We start from the raw sequence: 17,645 nt of genomic DNA on the forward strand, positions 1-17,645 counted from the left end.
CGCGAGCTGGGCTGGGCTGCCGGGCCGGCCGCGACAGCCCGTCAGGGGCCGGCCACGTCGGCCAGCAGCGCACCCACGGTGCGGGCCATCACCGCCCGGGCCTGGTCCACGCCCAGCCCCAGCCCGTCGCGCAGCATCGACCAGGCCGGCCACATGCTCGCCGCCACCAGCGCGTGCACGAGCTGCTCCCGGCCCGGCCCGGCCTGCGCCAGCTCGGCCGCGAAGAGCTGCTCGACCTCGTCGCGCACCCGGTCGATGTGCTTGAGCCGGTTGCGGTGCAACTGGGCGGAGACCGGCTCCCGCATCTGGGCGGCCCGGGCCGACGGCGCGACGAGCTGGAGCAGCCGGGCCCGCTGCCGGCAGTAGGCGTCGACCCGCTTGGCCAGCGGCAGCGTCGGCGAGATCGGCCGGTACGCGGCGTCCTGCTGGCGGAGCACCTCCGCGCCGCTGGCCTCGAAGAGCGTCTCCATGTCCTTGAAGTTGGTCCAGAGCGTGCGCAGCGAGATGCCGGCCCGTTCGGCGATGCGCTCGCCGGTCGGCCGCAGGTCGCCCTCGGAGATGAGCGCGAGGTGCGCCTCGACGATCGCCGCCCGGGTCCGCTCCGCCCGGGCGGTCCGCCCGTCGACCCGGCCCGGCGCGTCGGCCCCGCCCATCCGCGCTCTCCCTCTCACCGCTGCCACGTCGTCTCCACCGCCTCGGGAGTCTAGCCGCGGGCCGCGGGCCGGCCCGGCTGGTGCCGGCGCAGCTCCCGGCGGGCCAACGACTGCCGGTGCACCTCGTCCGGGCCGTCGGCCAGCCGCAGCGCGCGGGCCTTCACCCAGAGCTGGGCCAGCGGCGTGTCCTGGCTGACCCCGGCCGCGCCGTGGGCCTGCACGGCCCGGTCGATCACCCACTGCACGGTCTCCGGCACGGCGATCTTGATCGCCTGGATCTCGGTGTGCGCCGCCCGGTTGCCGACCGTGTCCATCAGCCAGGCGGTCTTGAGCACCAGCAGCCGGGCCTGCTCCAGCCGGACGCGCGCCTCGGCGATCCAGTCCCGGACCACCCCCTGCGCCGCCAGCGGCCCGCCGAACGCGTGCCGGTCGGCGACCCGCCGGCACATCAGCTCGACGGCCCGCTCGGCCATGCCGAGCAGCCGCATGCAGTGGTGCACCCGGCCCGGCCCCAGCCGCGCCTGCGAGATGGCGAAGCCGTCGCCCTCCGCCCCGATCAGGTTGCCCACCGGCACTCGGGCGTCGACGAAGTCGATCTCGGCGTGGCCGCCGTGGTCGCTGTCGTCGTACCCGAAGGTGCGCAGGCCCCGGCGGACGGTGACGCCCGGGGTGTCGCGGGGCACCAGGAGTTGGCTCTGCTGCCGGTGCCGGGGCGCGTCCGGGTCGGTCCGTCCCATCACGACGAAGACCGCGCAGCGCGGGTCGAGCGCGCCGGTGACGAACCACTTGCGGCCGTTGACCACGTACTCGTCGCCGTCGCGCTCGATCCGGGTGGCGATGTTGGTGGCGTCGGACGACGCGACGGCCGGCTCGGTCATCGCGAACGCGGAGCGGATCCGCCCGTCCAGCAGCGGTTCGAGCCAGCGCTCCCGCTGCTGCGGGGTGCCGAACAGGGCCAGCAGTTCCATGTTGCCGGTGTCCGGGGCCGCGCAGTTCAGCGCGACCGGGGCGAGCCCGGGCGACCAGCCGGTGATCTCGGCCAGCGGGGCGTACTGGAGATTGGTCAGGCCCGCGCCGTGCTCGCCGGGGAGGAAGAGGTTCCACAGGCCGCGCCGGCGGGCCTCGGCCTGCAGTTCGGCGACCACGGGCGGGGCGCCCCACGCGTCGACCCGCGCCGCCGACTGGTCGGCGAAGACGGGCTCGGCCGGGTAGATCCGCTCGGCCATGAAGGCGAGCAGTTCCTCGCGCAGCCGCTCGGTGGTCTCGTCGTAGCGGAAGTCCATCAGGCACTCCGGTGCGGGTCGGGGTCGGCCGCCGCCGGCCGCGGGTCGAGGTCGGCCGGTTCCGGCCGCGGGTCGAGGCCGGGCGGCGCGGGCCGCGGGTCGGGGTCAGGCGGTTCCGGCCGCGGGTCGGGCCGGTCGGTGCCGCGCCGCTCGACCTCGCGTTGGGTGCGGTTCATCGCGCGCAGCCAGCGGTCCGGGTCGGCGGCGCGGCGCGCGTACCAGGCCGCCACCTCCGGGTGTGGCAGCACCAGGAACCGGTCGTCGGCCAGCGCCGCGCTGACGCAGTCGGCCACCTGCTCGCAGCTGACCGCGGTGGCGTCGAGCAGGGCGGCGCTGGTGTCGTCGGCGGCGGCCAGCATCGGCGTACGGACCCCCTGCGGGCAGAGCGCCTGGACGGTGATCCCGCGGTGGGCGTAGCTCGCCCGCAGCCACTCGGCGAAGGCCAGCGCGGCGTGCTTGGTCACCGAGTAGGGCGCCTTGCCGAGCAGGGTGAGCAGGCCCGCCGCGGAGGCGGTGACCAGCAGCCGGCCACGGCCGGCGGCGAGCCAGTGCGGCAGCAGCTCGCGTGCGGCGAGCACGTGCGCCATCACGTTCACCCGCCAGGCCCGCTCCCACGCCTCGTCCGGGGCGTCGGCGCCGCCGGGCGGGGCCACCCCGGCGTTGGCGCAGAACAGGTCGACCGCGCCGAGGCGGTCGCGAGCGAAGCCGACCAGGGCGGCCACCCCGGCCGGGTCGGCCGCGTCACCGGGGCAGGCGTACGCCCCGATCCGCGCCGCCACCTCCTCGGCCGCCGCGGCATCGACGTCGTTGACCACCACCCGGGCGCCGTCGGCGGCGAACCGGGTGGCCAGCGCCGCGCCGATGCCGGAGCCCGCCCCGGTCACCACCACGCCGGCCCCGGCCACGACCAGACCGCGGGGCGCGGCGGGCGCGGTCATCCGGCGATCCGGCCGGCGAGGCCGACTCCGCCGTCGAGGACCAGGGTCTGCCCGGTGATCCAGGCCGCGTCGGCGGAGGCGAGGAAGGCGACCGCGCCGGCCACGTCCTCGGGTACGCCGAGCCGCCCCAGCGGGTACGCCCGGGCGACCTCCGCCTCCCGGCCCTCGTGCAGCGCGGCCGCGAACCGGGTCTTCACCACGGCGGGGGCGACGGCGTTGACCCGGATGGCCGGGGCCAGTTCGACGGCGAGGCAGGCGGTGAGGTGGTTGACGGCGGCCTTGCTGACGCCGTAGAACGCGATGCCCGGTGACGGCGTCAGCCCGGCGATCGAGGAGACGTTGACCACGCAGCCGCCCCGCTCGGCCATCCCCGCGGCGCGGACCTCCTGCACCCAGCCGAGCGTGCCGACCAGGTTGACGTCGAGGATCTTGCGGGCCGCGGCCAGGTCCAGCTCGGCCAGGGGCCCGTGGACCGGGTTGATGCCGACGTTGTTGACCAGGACGTCCACCGGCCCGAACGCCTCGGTGACCCGGTGCACCGCCGCCCGGCGGTGCTCGGCGTCGTCGGCCCGGCCGGCCACCGCCACCGCGCGGCTCGGCCCGCCCAGCTCGGCGACCGCCTCGGCCAGCGCCTCGGGGTGGCGGGCGGTCAGGCCGACCCGGGCGCCCTCGGCGACCAGCCGGCGGGCGACGGCCAGGCCGATGCCACGGCTGGCCCCGGTGACCAGGGCGACCCGACCGGCCAACCGGGCTGAATCTGCATTCACGATGCAGATAGTAGGAGCCGGGGCCTGGCGCGTCAACGACGGATGCCGATGACCATCTCACAATCCGTTGACACGGCCACAGCGGTAACCGCACCGTCGGTGCATATATCTCTCCCCCGGAAAGGACCCACCATGCCGGAAGCCGTCATCGTCGCCGCCGCCCGATCACCGATCGGCCGGGCGAACAAGGGCTCCCTGCGCGACCTACGCGCCGACGACCTGGCCGCCACCATCGTGCGGGCTGCCCTGGACCAGGTGCCCCAACTGGACCCGGCCGGGATCGACGACCTGATGCTCGGCTGCGGCCAGCCCGCCGGCGAGCAGGGCTACAACCTCGCCCGCGTGGTGGCCGTCCTGCTCGGCCTGGACCACCTGCCCGGCACCACCGTCAACCGGTACTGCTCCTCGTCGTTGCAGACCACCCGGATGGCGCTGCACGCCATCCGCGCCGGTGAGGGCGACGCGTTCGTCTCGGCCGGGGTGGAGTGCGTCTCCCGGTACCACCGGGGACGCAGCGACGGGCACCCGGACAGCACCAACCCGCGGTTCGGCGACGCGACGGCGCGGACCGCCGCGCGGGCCGCCGGCGCGGCCCCGGACTGGCAGGACCCGCGCGAGGACGGCGAACTGCCGGACGTCTACGTCGCCATGGGACAGACCGCGGAGAACGTGGCCCAGTTGCGCGGGGTCTCCCGGGAGAGCCAGGACGAGTTCGCCGTCCGGTCGCAACTGCTGGCCGAGAAGGCGATCGCCGACGGCTTCTGGGCCCGGGAGATCACCCCGGTCACCGTGCCGGGCGGCGCGGTGGTCGCCGCCGACGACGGACCGCGCCCCGGGGTGACCCTGGCGGCGGTGGCGGCGCTGCCGCCGGTGTTCCGGCCGGACGGCACGGTGACCGCCGGCAACTCCTGCCCGCTCAACGACGGCGCCGCCGCGCTCGTCGTGATGTCCGACGTGCGGGCCCGGGAACTGGGCATCACCCCGCTGGCCCGGATCGTCGCCACCGGCCTGAGCGCCCTCTCCCCGGAGATCATGGGGCTGGGGCCGGTGGAGGCGTCCCGGCGGGCGCTGCGCCGGGCCGGGATGTCCATCTCCGACGTCGACCTGGTCGAGATCAACGAGGCGTTCGCGGCCCAGGTGCTGCCCAGTGCCCGCGAGCTCGGCGTCGACTGGGACCGGCTCAACGTCAACGGCGGCGCGATCGCGGTCGGGCACCCGTTCGGCATGACCGGCGCCCGGATCACCACCACGTTGCTCAACTCGCTGCGCTGGCACGACCGGCAGATCGGGCTGGCCACCATGTGCGTCGGCGGCGGCCAGGGCATGGCGATGATCGTCGAACGGCTCAGCTGACCAGAGCCGACCGGGCCCGGCACCACGGTGCCGGGCCCGGTCGACCCCGGCCGGGCCCGGCCGGCCCGAGGACGGACGTGGTCGAGCCGACCGCGCCCGGCGCCGGGTTCAGGACGCGGTGGGGATCCCGTTGGCCGGCGGGGTGACCGGGGCGGCGGTGTACTCCCGCACCGGGCCGTCACCCTCGTCGGTCTCGTACGCCGGCCCGAAGTACGCCTGCACGCCGCCGCTGACCCGGGTCAGCCGCTCGCCGCCGTAGCCGGAGTGGTCGGTCTCGGAGAAGCGCAGCGGCGCCAGCCCCGGGCCCTGGTAGCCGCCCCTGCTGACCGCCGCCAGCACCGACTCCCGGGTGAGATCCTTGCCGGCGGCCTGGAGCACCTGCACGAAGAGGTAGCCGACGGCCATCCCGTAGACGGTGTTGCCGTCGAACGGCGCGTCCCCGTTGTGCTCCTTGTTCACCTTGGTGAAGAGCTGGATCCACGGGTTCGCCGTGTCGTTCTGCATGGGCAGGTAGTTGACGCCGATCATGCCCTCCAGCAGCGGCGCGGCCTCGCCGAGCTGCTTGGCCAGGGTGGGGTGGTCGGCACCGACGTTGGAGACCAGCCACTGCGGCTTGAAGCCCAGCCGGGCCGCGGTGCCGACGGCCAGGGCGGTGAAGCCGGGCACGGTGGCCAGCACGACCACCTCGCAACCGGCGGCCTTGAACGCGCCGATCTGCGGCGCCACGTTGGTGTTGCTGGTGACGTACGTCTGCTTGGCCACCACCGCGCCCGCGCCGAGCACCTGCTCCACCCCGGCCAGGCTGTCCCGGCCGAAGTCGTCGTCCTGGCCGAGGAAGCAGACCTTCTTGCCGGGCAGCGCGGTCTTCACGTGGTTCGCCAGGATCTTGCCCTCCACCGTGTAGTCGGGGTTGAACCCGAAGGTGCCCGGATACTTGTCCGGCTGGTCCCAACTGCGGCTGCCGGAGGCGACGAAGAGATCCGGCACCCGGTTGCTCTTGAGGAAGTCGAGCACCCCGGTGTGGGTCGGCGTGCCCAGCCCGTTGAGCACCGCGAAGACCTTGTCCTGCAGGACCAGCTGGCGGACCACCTGCTGGGTGTTCGCCGGGTTGTACCCGTCGTCCATGATCTTGTAGGTGATCTTCCGGCCGTGCACGCCGCCGTTGGCGTTCACGTAGTCGAAGTACGCCTTGGTGGCTGGCGCGATCTTGGAGTAGCCGGCCGAGGCCGGGCCGGTCAGCGGCATGTGGGTGCCGACCACGATCTCGGTGTCGGTGACGCCGGGCACCGGCCCGCGTCCCGGCGACCCGCCGTCGTCGCCGCTGCACGCGGCGGAGGTGGCGAGCAGGGCGATGGCGGTGGCGATCGCGAGACCACGTCGTGTCGAGGGTGGCATGGGGACACCGACCTTTCCTCGGTCCGGTTTCTGGTGGGTGGGTGGAGCGGGTGCGGACGGGGCGCCGGACCGGTTCAGGACCGCCGGCGGCCCGGCAGCCGGGCGGCCAGCGCCCGGCCGAGGCGGGCCAGCAGGCCCTGCACGCCGCCGGGCGCGGCGATCATGACGACGATCAGGGTGACCCCGAAGATGGCCAGCGGAAGGTTGCCCTCCATCCGCTGGGCCACGGCTGGGGAGAGGGTGAACTGCTCGGTCAGGGTGTGCGTGAGGTCGGGCAGGACCACCAGCAGGACGGCGCCCCAGAGCGCGCCGGCGAGGCTGCCCAGCCCGCCGATGACCACCGCCATCAGCAGGAAGAGCGACAGGGTCAGCGAGAACGCCCCGGGCGAGACGCTCTGCGCGAGCACGGCGAGCAGCGCGCCGCCGAGCCCGGCGCCGGCCGCGCTGACCACGAAGGCGAGCACCTGGGTGCGGGCCACGTGGATGCCGGCGAGGCGGGCGGCGACCTCGTCGTCGCGTACCGCCCGGAAGGTGCGGCCGTACCGGCTGCGGACCAGGTTGGCCAGCAGCACCAGGGCGAGCAGGGTGGCCGCCGCGGCGACCCAGAGCTGCCAGCGCTCGTAGGGGAAGTACGGGCCGAGCCCGGCCGGTGGCGGCTCCACCGGCACCGACAGCCCCTGCTCGCCGTTGAAGACGCCGTCGAAGGTGACGGTCAGCGCCGGCACCACCACCGCGACGGCCAGCGTCACCCCGGCCAGGTACGGCCCGCGCAGCCGGGCCGCGGCCACGCCGACCACGGCGCCGACCGCCAGCGCGGCCAGCACCGCCGCGGCCAGCGAGAGGGCGAGCCACCAGCCGCCGGTGAGTCCGGCGTCGAGGAACGCGGTCTGGCAGAAGGCCACCGTGTACGCGCCGGTGGCCATCAACGCGCCGTGCCCCAGCGAGAGCTGCCCGTTGAGTCCGGTCAGGACGGTCAGCCCGGCGGTGGCGCAGAGGTAGGCCGCCACGGTGGCGAGCTGGAAGTTGCGGAACGGGTCCAGGCCGTAGCTGACCGCCGTCAGCAGCAGCGCGGCGACCGCCGCGACGGCGAGGTGGCGCAGCAGGGTGGGGACGCGGCGCCCGCCGGCCGGTCCGGGGCCCGCGTCCGGCGCCGGGGTACGCGGCGGCGCGGCCGCCCGGGTGGCGCTCACACCCGCCTCGCGGCGACCGGGGCGAACAGCCCGCCGGGACGGACCAGCAGCACCGCCAGCAGCAGCACGAGCACGGCGAGCGGGGTGAGGTCGCTGCCGGCGTACCCGCTGACGTAGGAGAGCAGCAGGCCCACCGCGAGCCCGCCGACCACCGCCCCCGGTGGACTGTCCAGCCCGCCCACCACGGCGGCGGTGAACGCGGAGACGAAGACCAGGTCCATCGCGTGCGGGTGCAGGCCCAGCTCGGTGGGGATGACCAGCATGCCGGCCAGCGCGCCGACCCCGGAGGCCAGCGCCCAGCCGAGGGTGAGCATGCCGCCGACGTTGACCCCGAGCAGCCGGGACACCTCGGGGGCGAACGCCGCGGCGCGCATCCGCAGCCCGACCGCGGTGCGGGTGAAGATCCAGGCCAGCCCGACCACCACCACCCCGACCGCCGCGAACGCGAACAGGTCGTACGGGGAGAGCACGGCGACCCCGGCCACGGTGAGCGCGGACCGGGAGAACGGCGCCTCGGCGGGCAGGAACTCGTTGCCGTAGACCATGCCGAGGACCGCCTGGATCAGCAGCACCAGGCCGAGCGCGACGATCACCGGGTTGAGCGGCGACCGGTGGTCGACGAAGCGCATCACCGCCAGGTCGACAGCGGCGCCGAGCAGCAGCCCGGCGGCGAGCGCGGCCAGGAAGCCCAGCCAGTACGAGCCGGTCGCGGCCGACACGCTGTAGGCGACGTACGCGGTGGCCACGGCCATCGCGCCCTGGGCGAAGTTGACGATCCGGGCGGCCCGCCAGATGAGTACCAGGGCCAGCGCGAACGCGGCGTAGACCGCACCCCGGGACAGGCCGTCGAGGGTGAGGAAGACGAAGCGGTCCAACAGTCCTCCCGGGGGGACGAGGTGGTCAGAAACCGAGGTAGGCGTGGCGCAGGTCGTCGTCGTCGCGCAGCCGGGCGGCCGGGGCGGTGCTGACCACCCGGCCCAGCGCCATCACCACGCCCTGGTCGGCGACCGACAGCGCGCTGCGCACGTTCTGCTCGACCAGCAGCACGGTCAGCCCGGTGGCCTCGCGCAGCTGGCGCAGCAGCGCCATGGTCTGCGCGACCACCCGCGGCGCCAGGCCCAGGGACGGCTCGTCGAGCAGCAGCAGCCGGGGCCGGCCCACCAGCGCCCGGCCGAGGGCCAGCATCTGCCGTTCGCCACCGGAGAGCTGGTGGCCGAGGTGCCGCCGGCGCCGGGCCAGCGGCTCGAACAGCTGGTAGACCTCGTCCAGGGCGCGCGTCGCGTCGGCCCGGTCGCGCCGCCACAACCCGCCGAGCCGCAGGTTCTCGTCTACGGTGAGCTCACCGACCACGCCCCGCCCCTCCGGCACGTGCGCCATGCCACGCCGGACCAGCTGCTCCACCGGGACGCCGCGCAGGTCGTCCCCGGCCAGCGCGACCCGGCCGGCGAGCGGGCGCAGCATGCCGGAGAGGGCGCGCAGCAGGGTGGTCTTGCCCGCCCCGTTGGCCCCCACCACCGCCGCGATGGTGCCGGCCGGCACGGTGAGGTCGACCCCGTGCAGCACCGGCGCGGCGCCGTAGCCGGCCACCAGCCCGCGCACCACCAGCAGATCGTCGCCGCTCATGCCGGCACTCCGCTCCGCTGCGAGCCGGCACCAGGCACCACCGCGCTGAGCCTGACGATCCGCTCGCTCATGCCGCCGCCTCGTCGACGGCGGCGCCGAGGTAGGCGTCGGTGACGGCCGGGTCGTCGCGGATCTCGTCGGGGGTGCCGGCGGCGATGACCCGGCCGAAGTCGAGCACCACGATCTCGTCGCAGACCGACATCACCAGGTCCATGTGGTGCTCCACCAGCAGCACCGCGCAGGGGTCGGTGTCCCGCCGGGGTAGTTGCCGGACCAGCTCCGCCAGCTCGGTGATGTCGTCGCCGCCGAGCCCGCCGGCCGGCTCGTCCAGCAGGAGCAGGCGGGGACGCGCGGCCAGCGCGCGGGCCAGCGCGACGCGCTGGCGTACGGCGAACGGCAGGGTGCCGGGCGCGGCGTCGGCGTGCCCGGCGATGCCCAGGCTGTCGAGCACGTCGAGGGCGTCCTGGCGTAGCCGGCGTTCGTCCCGGTCGCTGCGTGGCAGGCCGAGCAGCGCCGGGAGGAAGCCCGCGCGGGCGGTGTGCGTGGCGCCGGCCATTACGTTCTCCACCACGGTGAGCCCGGCGAAGAGCCCGGTGCCCTGCAACGTGCGGGCGATGCCGAGCCGGGTCAGCCGGTGCGGCCGGGGGCGCAGCGGCCGGCCGTCCAGGGTGATCGTGCCGGCGTCCGGCGGCACGAAGCCGCAGACCACGTTGAACAGGGTGGTCTTGCCGGCGCCGTTGGGACCGATCACGCCGACCACCCGGCCGGGCGGCACCCGCAGCGAGACGTCGTCGAGGGCGGTGAGGCCGCCGAAGCGCACCCCGATGTGGTGCAGCGCGAGCCCTTGCTCCATTGACCCATCCCTCGTGACGGTGGGGCGTTATTTACACTGGGAGTGTACGTTTCTCGGGTGCCGCGTCAATACCTTCGATGCCCCCGCCGCCCGCCCCGGATCAACGATCCACCCCGGATCCGCCGGGCCGTCGAGAGCGATGGCGCGGCACCGGCCGGTCAGCCGGATCACGGCGCATTCTGCACTCCAGATGCGGCGCCGGCCCGCCGCCGCGCGAGGCGGCGACGGGCCGGGCCGTGGGGCGGCGCGCCCCGTGGAGACTCAGGCGCTCGGGCAGGTGTTGCGGTACTCCTCGATCTCGAAGCCGCTCGGCCCCGGGCAGAGGAACGGCTCGTAGCGGGTGTCGTTGTCGACGAACCGCTTCAACCAGGCGACCATCTGCCGGGCGGTGGGCGTGTTGACCGTCTGCGGGAAGAAGTGGCTCGCCCCGTTCAACTCCAGGTACGCCTTCTCGGACGAGGCCGGAATGCTGTTGTAGAACGGCTCCGAGTGCGAGGAGACCGGGGCGATGCTGTCGCTCTCACCGCCGATGATCAGCGTCGGCACCCGGACGTCGGACCAGGTCTTGTCCAGGTTCCACGGTGCGATCGGCACGGCGGCCTGCAGGGACGGCCGGGAGACGGCGGCCTCCAGGCTGCCGCCGCCACCCATCGAGTGACCGGCGACGGCGAGCCGGGTGCCGTCGATCCGGCTCCGCACCGAACTGCGCTGCACCAGGTAGTCGAGCGCGGCGAGCAGTTGCCGCCCCCGGCTGTCCGGCTGGTCGAGCCGGCTGTTGGTCTCGATGCCGATCACCACGAAGCCGTGCGAGGCGATCCGCGGGCCGAGCCAGCTGATGCTGGACCAGGCGGCGGTGTAGCCGGGTGAGATGGCGATGGCGCCGAAGGTGCCCTCGCTGGTGCTGGTCGGGTAGTAGATCACTCCCCCGCCGAAGCCGGTGACGCTGAGCGAGGAGACGCTCTGCGAGGCGGTGGCGAAGGGGCCGCGGCTGGCCTCCAGCAGCGCGACGGTCGGGGCGGGGCCGCGCTCGTACGGGTTCTCGGCGGCCTGCGCCGGGGACGCCGTGAGCACACCGGCGGCGGTCAGGACGGTGGCCAGGGCCAGCCCGGCGACGCGGGCGAGGGGACGGGGACGGGTGGTGGTCGGTACGGACACGTCGGGCGCTCCCTGTGGTCGGGGATATCGACGCCCGTCAGTCTTCGGCGTGTCGGCCGCCGCCCGCATCGGTGAAATCACCAGTCCCGGCGGTCCACGCGACGCCCCGGAGCCGCACCCCGCCGGTCAGCCGACGGCGCAGCCGTGGCTGGCGCCGGTCAGCCGACGGCGGCGGGACTGCCGAAGCGCACCGGGACGCCCGGCGAGTAGAGCACGCTGACCGGCGCCGACCCGGGGTCGGGCAGGCCGGCGGCGTGCACCAGCCCGTCGTCCAGGCGCACCAGTTCCGCGCGGTGCAGCGGCCATCGCGGGTGCACGTTGGGCAGGTGCAGCGTGCGCCCGTACGCCCGGGTGTGCAGCCCCCACCGCGCGGTGAGGAAGTGCTCCAGCGGCGTCGGCTCGGCGATCGGCGCTCCCACCCGGACGCTGAACGCGGTGGCCGCGCCGCGCGGCCCCGGCCAGCGCCGGCGACTGGTGTAGGTGAGCAGGTCGCCGTCGCGGTGCAGGCGCATCCGCGACCACAGGTACGGCAGCCGCAGGCTGACCCGGGCGACCAGCACGGGCAGCAGCCGGGACGCGTCCAGCGACCGGAACACCACGGCCCGCCGACCGGCGACGTCCACGCTGTACAGCCGCACGTTGGTCTCGCAGAAGGTGCCCAGGTAGGGCAGGCCCGGACCGGCGAACAGGCCGAGCCCGACCATCCGGAACCCGATCAGCCCGACGTACGTCCGCCCGTCGACGACGTCCGGCCGGGTGCCGGGCGGCAGCAGCGGCGCGACCGCCGCGGGGTCGACCGGCCAGTGCAGGAAGGTCAGATCCTCCCAGCGCTGCACCAGCACCGGCCGGCGCAGCGGCCGGACCGCCTCGGCCGTCACCTCCTCGGGCTCCACCGGCCCATTGTGGCCCGTGCCGGCCCGCCGGCGCCGCACCCCGGGAGACGGCCGGCCGGTCGGAGGTGTGCGGCCCGGTGGACGGGCGCTTCAGCGGGCCGGGTGCTCCAGTTGCGATCGGATCCGGCGGAAGTCCTCGGCCCGGTTCCCGGTCGCCGGAAACCCGAGGAAGGTCACGGTCGCCACGGTGTGGTCGTCCGCCCAGGCGCAGACCACGGCGTGGACGCCCCGGCTCCGGCCGGTGCCGCAGCGCGCCACGCCGCCCAACGGGCCGGGCGCGGTCGGCGCGACGCCGGCGACCGCGGGCAGACCGGCGAAGACCGCGTCCAGGACGGCCTCGGGCTCGCCGACCGTGCCGGACACCCCACTGACCAGCACGACGCCGCCGCCGTCCGGGAGGTGGACGCCGAGTTCCGGGGAGTACGCCTCCTCGGCGGTGACGTAGGCGGTGCCGACCGCGCTGGTCGGCTCACCGGCCAGTAGCTTCTTGAACTCGCCGAGGCGATGCTGTGCCGGCGCGTGCAGGTTCCGGTTGGCCGATTCGGCCCAGCGGTCCAGCAGCAGTTTCGGCTTGTCCAGGCGCATCGCGGCGGGGGTGGCCGGCACGGCGGGCTCCGCCACCGGCTCGGCGGTGTCGGCACGCTGCTCGCATCCGGTCGCGGCCAGCAGGCCGGCGACCGCCACCGCGGCACCCAGCAACCGGCACCGGACACCCGTCGATCTCGTACCCGTCATCACGCCCCGCCTCCACCCTCGCCGGCAGGCACGGTACCCGCAGATGATCACCCCCGGGGCCCCGTGCCGGCGCACAGCGTGCGCGACAGCGGTCGCCGGCAGCGCCGCTCGGCGGCCGGCGAGGCGCCACCCCTTCATCTGGTTCTTACGTCGAAGCACGCGCAATCTTTCAAAGAGCAGTCTCTGTATTGCGGTCACCTGTCAGGCACTGGCATGATGACCGTCAATTCTCGCCGGCCTGGTGAAGGAGCGGTGGCCATGACGCTGTCCCGCCGCAAGCTGATCGGTTCCGTCGCGGCGGGTTCCGCGCTCGCCGCCGTCTCCCCGGCCGAGCTGGTGCCGGCCCTCACCCGGCGCGCGGTCGCCGCCAGCCCGCCCGGTGACGTGGTCGGCAAGATCACCGTCGGCTACCAGGGCTGGTTCAGCTGCCCGGGCGACGGGGCGCCGATCGGCGGCTGGTGGCACTGGAGCCGCGACCGGTTCCAGCCGCCGTCGCCGGCCAACACCACCATCGTCTCCTGGCCCGACGTGCGGGAGTACGCCACCAGCTACGCCACCGCCTACCCCGCCCTCGGCAACGGCCAGCCGGCCCGGCTCTTCTCCTCCTACGACCAGCAGACCGTCGACACCCACTTCCGCTGGATGCAGGAGCACGGCTGCGACACCGCGGCGTTGCAGCGGTTCAACCCGTTCGGCGACGAGGGGCCGACCCGCGACGCCATGGCGGTCAAGGTACGCGCAGCGGCCGAGCGGTTCGGGCGCAAGTTCTACATCATGTACGACGTCACCGGCTGGACGGGCATGCAGTCCCAGCTCAAGGAGGACTGGACGACGAAGATGTCGGCGCACACCGCCTCCCCGGCGTACGCCCGGCAGAACGGCAGACCGGTGGTCTGCGTCTGGGGCTTCGGCTTCAACGACGACGGCCGCCCCTTCGCCCCCGCGCCCTGCCTGGACGTGGTGCGCTGGCTCAAAGCGCAGGGTTGCTACGTCATCGGCGGGGTGCCGACCTACTGGCGGCAGGGGATCAACGACTCCCGACCGGGCTTCGCCGAGGTCTACCACGCCTTCGACATGCTCTCGCCGTGGATGGTCGGCCGCACCGGCACCCTCGACGGCCTGGACTGGTTCCACACCAACGTCAACGTGCCCGACCTGGCCGACTGCGCCGCACACGGCATCGACTACCAGCCCTGCGTGATGCCCGGCGACCTGTCCGCCGGGCACCGCCGGCACGGCGACTTCTACTGGCGGCACTTCTACAACACCGTCCGGCTCGGCGCCCAGGGCATCTACATCTCGATGTTCGACGAGTTCAACGAGGGCAACCAGATCGCCAAGACCAGCGAGACGCAGGCGAGCACGCCGGCCGGGGCGGGCATCCGCGCGCTCGACGAGGACGGCACCCTCTGCTCGTCCGACTACTACCTGCGGATCACCGCCGACGGCGGACGGATGCTCAAGGGACAGCTCGCCCTCACCCCGGTGCGGCCGACGCCGCCGGTCGTCGGCGGCAACCCGCCCACCGGCGACCTGGCCGCCGGGCGGCCCACGACGGCGAGCAGCCAGCACGGCCCGTTCGTCGCCGGCAACGCCGTCGACGCCGACCCGGGCAGCTACTGGGAGGCCGCCAACGGCAGCTTCCCCCAGTGGTGGCAGGTCGACCTGGGCGCCAGCCACCCGCTGGCCCGCCTCGTGCTCGCGCTGCCGCCCGGCTGGGAGCCGCGCACCCAGACGGTGTCGGTGCAGGGCAGCACCGACGGCTCGACCTTCAGCACGCTGACCGCGCCGGCCGGCGTCCGCTTCGACCCGGCCACCGGCAACGCCGCCACCCTGTCCCTGCCCGGCTCCGCCGCCCGGCACGTCCGGGTGACGATCGCCGGCAACACCGGCTGGCCGGCCGCGCAACTCGCCCGGGTGCAGGCGTACGCGGCGAGCGGCACCCCCACCCCACCCACCGCGCCGGGCAACCTGACGGTGACCGGCCGGAGCGCCACCAGCGTCTCGCTGGCCTGGACCGCCGCCACCGACGCCGACGGGGTGGCGAGCTACCAGGTGCGCCAGGGCGGCCAGCCGGTCGCCTCCGTCACCGCAACCGCCGCCACCGTCACCGGGCTCAGCCCGGCCACCAGCTACACCTTCACCGTCGTCGCGCTGGACACCGCCGGGACGCCGTCGCCGCCGTCGAACGCGGTCACCGTGAGCACGACCGCGACACCGCAGACCGACCTGGCCCGCGGCCGGCCGGTGGCGGAGAGCAGCCACACCCAGGACTACGGCTGCGCCAACGTGGTCGACGGCAGCCCGGACAGCTACTGGGAAAGCGCCAACAACGCCTTCCCGCAGTGGGTACGGATCGACCTCGGCGCGCCGACGGCGGTCGGCCGGGTCGTCCTCCGGCTGCCGCCGTCACCGGCCTGGGCCACCCGCACCCAGACGCTCTCGATCCAGGGCAGCCCGGACGGCGCCAACTGGAGCACGGTGGTGGCCTCCGCCGGCCGGGTCTTCGACCCGGCGACCGGCAACCAGGTGACACTGACCTTTCCCCCGGCCCAGCCCCGGTACCTGCGGGTGCACGTCACCGGCAACACCGGGTGGCCGGCCGGCCAACTGTCCCAGGTGGAGGTGTACGCCCCCTGACCCGGCGGCCGGCCGGCCCCGCCGACCCCGCACCGCGATCCCCCGCTCTCCGCCAGCCGGCGGGGCCCCACCACCCGACAGAAACGAGTCACCGATGTTCCGACGTGTGCCACCGGGCCTGCCGCGGTCGTCGCGGCGGAGCCGACCCGCGCGGGCGGTCGCGTCCGCCACCGCGCTCGCGCTCGCCGTCGGCGTGCTGGCCGGCGCGCCCGCCCCGGCCGCCGCCGACCCGGTCGGCCGCTCCGGTCAGCGCCCGGTCGTGACCCGGGCCGCCCTCGATCCGGCGCTGGTCGCCGGCCGGGGCGCCCGGGTCGGCTTCCTCGAGCAGGAGGCGGAGAACGCGTACACCGACGGCGAGGTCATCGGCCCCGACCGGACGGCCTACACGCTGCCGTCGGAGGCCTCCGGCCGCCGCGCGGTGCGGCTGACCCCGGGCCAGCACGTGGAGTTCGTGCTGCCGGCCGCGGCCAACGCGATCACCGTGCGCTACAGCATCCCGGACGCGCCCGAGGGCGGCGGCATCACCGCGCCGCTGGACGTCGCGGTGAACCGCAAGCGGGTCCGCACCATGACCCTCACCTCGCAGTACGCCTGGCTCTACAACCAGTACCCGTTCACCAACGACCCGCGGGCCGACCTGCTGCACCCGGACTGGTGGATCACCGAGTGCTCCTGCGTGCCGGCCGCGACCACCCCGTTCCCGAGCATCGCCAAGCCCTTCCGCCCCAGCCACTTCTACGACGAGCAGCGGCTGCTGCTCGGCCGCACCTACCGGGCGGGCGACCGGATCCGGCTCACCGTCCCCGCCGGCAGCAACGCCGCCTGGACCGTCATCGACCTGCTCGACTCCGAGCTGGTCGGCCCGCCGCGGGTGCGGCTGGCGGCGGCGAACGTGCTGGCGTTCGGGGCGGATCCGACCGGCCGCCGGGACGCCGCCCCGGCCATCGAGCGGGCCATCGCCGTCGCCCGGCGCACCGGGCTCCCGGTCTACCTCCCGCCCGGCACCTACCAGGTGAACCGGCACATCCTCGTCGACGACGTGACCATCGAGGGCGCCGGCAACTGGTACACGATCGTCAAGGGCCGCGAGGTGGCCCTGCCCGCCCCGGCGCCGGACGGCTCGGTGCACACCGGCGTCGGCTTCTACGGCCGGGACGCCGCCGACGGCGGCAGCCGGAACGTGCACCTCTCCGGTTTCGCGATCGAGGGCGACGTCCGGGAGCGCATCGACACCGACCAGGTGAACGGGATCGGCGGCGCGCTCAGCGACTCCACCATCGACGGCCTGCACCTGCGGCACACCAAGGTGGGCATGTGGTTCGACGGGCCGATGCGCAACGTGCGGATCACCAACAACATCATCGTCGACCAGATCGCGGACGCGCTGAACTTCCACACCGGCGTCACCGACTCGCTGGTCGCGCACAACTTCGTCCGCAACACCGGCGACGACGGCCTGGCCATGTGGTCGGAGTCGTCGGCGAACGCCCGCAACACCTTCGCCAACAACACAGTGCAGTCCCCGGTGCTCGCCAACGGCATCGCCCTCTACGGCGGCACCGACAACACCGTCTCCGGCAACCTGATCGCCGACCCGGTCCGCGAGGGCAGCGCCATCCAGATCGGCTCCCGGTTCGGCGCCGAGCCGTTCACCGGGTACGTCCGGATCCGGGACAACACCACCGTCCGCGCCGGCACCTACGAGCTGAACTGGAAGATCGGCCTCGGCGCGATCTGGCTCTACGCGCTGGACCGCAGCATCGACGCGCGGATCGAGGTGGTCGGCGACGCGTACCTCGACAACACCTACAACGCCATCATGCTGGTCAGCGAGTGGGCGGTGAAGGACCGCTACGCGATCAGCGACGTGCACTTCCGGGACATCCGGGTGGACGGCACCGGCACCTCGGTGGTGAGCGCGCGGACCGCGGGCTCGGCGTCGTTCCAGAACGTCGACGCGCGGCACGTGGGCGCCGTCGGCGTGAACAACTGCGGGTCGTTCCACTTCACCCCGGCCGGCTCCGAGTTCGCCCTCACCGACCTGGGCGGCAACGACGGCGGCTGGCTCGCCCCCTGGCAGTTGCCGAACACCATCACCTGCGACGACCGGCCCCCGGTCGTACCCCCGCCACCACCGGCACCGTGGTGAGCCCGGTGGGGGCCCGGC

At 74.6% G+C, this 17,645-nt stretch carries 14 protein-coding genes and 1 pseudogene; 3 read left to right on the top strand and 12 right to left on the bottom strand.

Annotated features, from left to right (window positions below; genetic code table 11):
• Positions 1 to 41 precede the first annotated feature (41 nt).
• The 4 genes and pseudogenes from Q3W71_RS15105 to Q3W71_RS15120 form a co-directional block, all read right to left on the bottom strand.
• Positions 42 to 653 carry a TetR/AcrR family transcriptional regulator gene (locus tag Q3W71_RS15105; RefSeq protein WP_302919949.1) on the bottom strand — a complete coding sequence of 204 codons (612 nt, stop codon included), beginning with the start codon at positions 651 to 653 and terminating at the stop codon, positions 42 to 44.
• 50 nt (positions 654 to 703) lie between these two features.
• The gene (locus Q3W71_RS15110; RefSeq protein ID WP_302919950.1) at positions 704 to 1,936 is read right to left on the bottom strand and encodes an acyl-CoA dehydrogenase family protein; all 1,233 of its coding nucleotides are present in this window, start codon (positions 1,934 to 1,936) and stop codon (positions 704 to 706) included.
• 185 nt (positions 1,937 to 2,121) lie between these two features.
• Positions 2,122 to 2,874 (bottom strand): annotated as a pseudogene (locus Q3W71_RS15115) (SDR family oxidoreductase); the annotation flags it as partial.
• Positions 2,871 to 3,641 carry an SDR family oxidoreductase gene (locus Q3W71_RS15120; protein WP_302919952.1) on the bottom strand — a complete coding sequence of 257 codons (771 nt, stop codon included), beginning with the start codon at positions 3,639 to 3,641 and terminating at the stop codon, positions 2,871 to 2,873. The pseudogene Q3W71_RS15115 and the gene Q3W71_RS15120, both read right to left, overlap by 4 nt.
• 132 nt (positions 3,642 to 3,773) lie before the next feature.
• Between Q3W71_RS15120 and Q3W71_RS15125 the strand changes: the two genes are divergently transcribed.
• On the top strand, positions 3,774 to 4,994 hold the full coding sequence (locus Q3W71_RS15125; protein ID WP_302919953.1) for an acetyl-CoA C-acetyltransferase: 1,221 nt from the start codon (positions 3,774 to 3,776) through the stop codon (positions 4,992 to 4,994).
• A 108-nt stretch (positions 4,995 to 5,102) separates the two neighbouring features.
• Here the strand turns inward: Q3W71_RS15125 and Q3W71_RS15130 are convergent, their stop codons facing one another.
• The 8 genes from Q3W71_RS15130 to Q3W71_RS15165 all read right to left on the bottom strand — a co-directional run bounded on the left by Q3W71_RS15130 (position 5,103) and on the right by Q3W71_RS15165 (position 12,838).
• A complete protein-coding gene (locus tag Q3W71_RS15130) occupies positions 5,103 to 6,389 on the bottom strand; it encodes an ABC transporter substrate-binding protein (protein ID WP_302919954.1) in 1,287 nt (428 codons plus the stop codon).
• A gap of 74 nt (positions 6,390 to 6,463) precedes the next feature.
• Entirely contained in the window at positions 6,464 to 7,579 is a 1,116-nt protein-coding gene (locus tag Q3W71_RS15135) for a branched-chain amino acid ABC transporter permease (RefSeq protein WP_302919955.1), read from the bottom strand.
• Entirely contained in the window at positions 7,576 to 8,454 is an 879-nt protein-coding gene (locus Q3W71_RS15140) for a branched-chain amino acid ABC transporter permease (protein WP_302919956.1), read from the bottom strand. The genes Q3W71_RS15135 and Q3W71_RS15140 overlap by 4 nt, the downstream gene beginning before the upstream one ends.
• Before the next feature lie 25 nt (positions 8,455 to 8,479).
• Complete coding sequence (locus Q3W71_RS15145) at positions 8,480 to 9,202, bottom strand: ABC transporter ATP-binding protein (RefSeq protein WP_302919957.1); 723 nt, start codon at positions 9,200 to 9,202, stop codon at positions 8,480 to 8,482.
• 67 nt (positions 9,203 to 9,269) lie between these two features.
• Positions 9,270 to 10,055: an ABC transporter ATP-binding protein gene (locus tag Q3W71_RS15150; protein ID WP_302919958.1), complete on the bottom strand. Its 786-nt coding sequence runs from the start codon at positions 10,053 to 10,055 to the stop codon at positions 9,270 to 9,272.
• Positions 10,056 to 10,316: 261 nt separating this feature from the next.
• Positions 10,317 to 11,210, bottom strand: coding sequence for an alpha/beta hydrolase (locus tag Q3W71_RS15155; RefSeq protein WP_302919959.1), 894 nt, complete (start codon positions 11,208 to 11,210; stop codon positions 10,317 to 10,319).
• Positions 11,211 to 11,368: 158 nt separating this feature from the next.
• Complete coding sequence (locus Q3W71_RS15160) at positions 11,369 to 12,103, bottom strand: YqjF family protein (RefSeq protein WP_302919960.1); 735 nt, start codon at positions 12,101 to 12,103, stop codon at positions 11,369 to 11,371.
• Between the two features lie 90 nt (positions 12,104 to 12,193).
• Positions 12,194 to 12,838, bottom strand: coding sequence for a hypothetical protein (locus tag Q3W71_RS15165; protein WP_302919961.1), 645 nt, complete (start codon positions 12,836 to 12,838; stop codon positions 12,194 to 12,196).
• Between the two features lie 258 nt (positions 12,839 to 13,096).
• Here Q3W71_RS15165 and Q3W71_RS15170 point away from each other — a divergent pair, with 258 nt between their 5' ends.
• Together Q3W71_RS15170 and Q3W71_RS15175 are read left to right on the top strand one after the other, a co-directional pair.
• Positions 13,097 to 15,478, top strand: coding sequence for a discoidin domain-containing protein (locus Q3W71_RS15170; protein ID WP_302919962.1), 2,382 nt, complete (start codon positions 13,097 to 13,099; stop codon positions 15,476 to 15,478).
• Between the two features lie 94 nt (positions 15,479 to 15,572).
• Positions 15,573 to 17,627: a glycosyl hydrolase family 28-related protein gene (locus tag Q3W71_RS15175; RefSeq protein ID WP_302919963.1), complete on the top strand. Its 2,055-nt coding sequence runs from the start codon at positions 15,573 to 15,575 to the stop codon at positions 17,625 to 17,627.
• Positions 17,628 to 17,645: the final 18 nt, after the last annotated feature.

Origin of the sequence: Micromonospora sp. C28SCA-DRY-2 (genome assembly GCF_030519475.1) — a bacterium.
Taxonomy (GTDB): Bacteria; Actinomycetota; Actinomycetes; order Mycobacteriales; family Micromonosporaceae; genus Micromonospora.

Coding starts and splice junctions, on each gene's coding strand:
- Q3W71_RS15105 (WP_302919949.1), bottom strand. CDS start 653: ATGGGCGGGGCCGACGCGCCGGGCCGGGTCGACGGGCGGACCGCCCGG.
- Q3W71_RS15150 (WP_302919958.1), bottom strand. CDS start 10,055: ATGGAGCAAGGGCTCGCGCTGCACCACATCGGGGTGCGCTTCGGCGGC.
- Q3W71_RS15175 (WP_302919963.1), top strand. CDS start 15,573: ATGTTCCGACGTGTGCCACCGGGCCTGCCGCGGTCGTCGCGGCGGAGC.
- Q3W71_RS15110 (WP_302919950.1), bottom strand. CDS start 1,936: ATGGACTTCCGCTACGACGAGACCACCGAGCGGCTGCGCGAGGAACTG.
- Q3W71_RS15130 (WP_302919954.1), bottom strand. CDS start 6,389: ATGCCACCCTCGACACGACGTGGTCTCGCGATCGCCACCGCCATCGCC.
- Q3W71_RS15145 (WP_302919957.1), bottom strand. CDS start 9,202: ATGAGCGGCGACGATCTGCTGGTGGTGCGCGGGCTGGTGGCCGGCTAC.
- Q3W71_RS15170 (WP_302919962.1), top strand. CDS start 13,097: ATGACGCTGTCCCGCCGCAAGCTGATCGGTTCCGTCGCGGCGGGTTCC.
- Q3W71_RS15125 (WP_302919953.1), top strand. CDS start 3,774: ATGCCGGAAGCCGTCATCGTCGCCGCCGCCCGATCACCGATCGGCCGG.
- Q3W71_RS15165 (WP_302919961.1), bottom strand. CDS start 12,838: ATGACGGGTACGAGATCGACGGGTGTCCGGTGCCGGTTGCTGGGTGCC.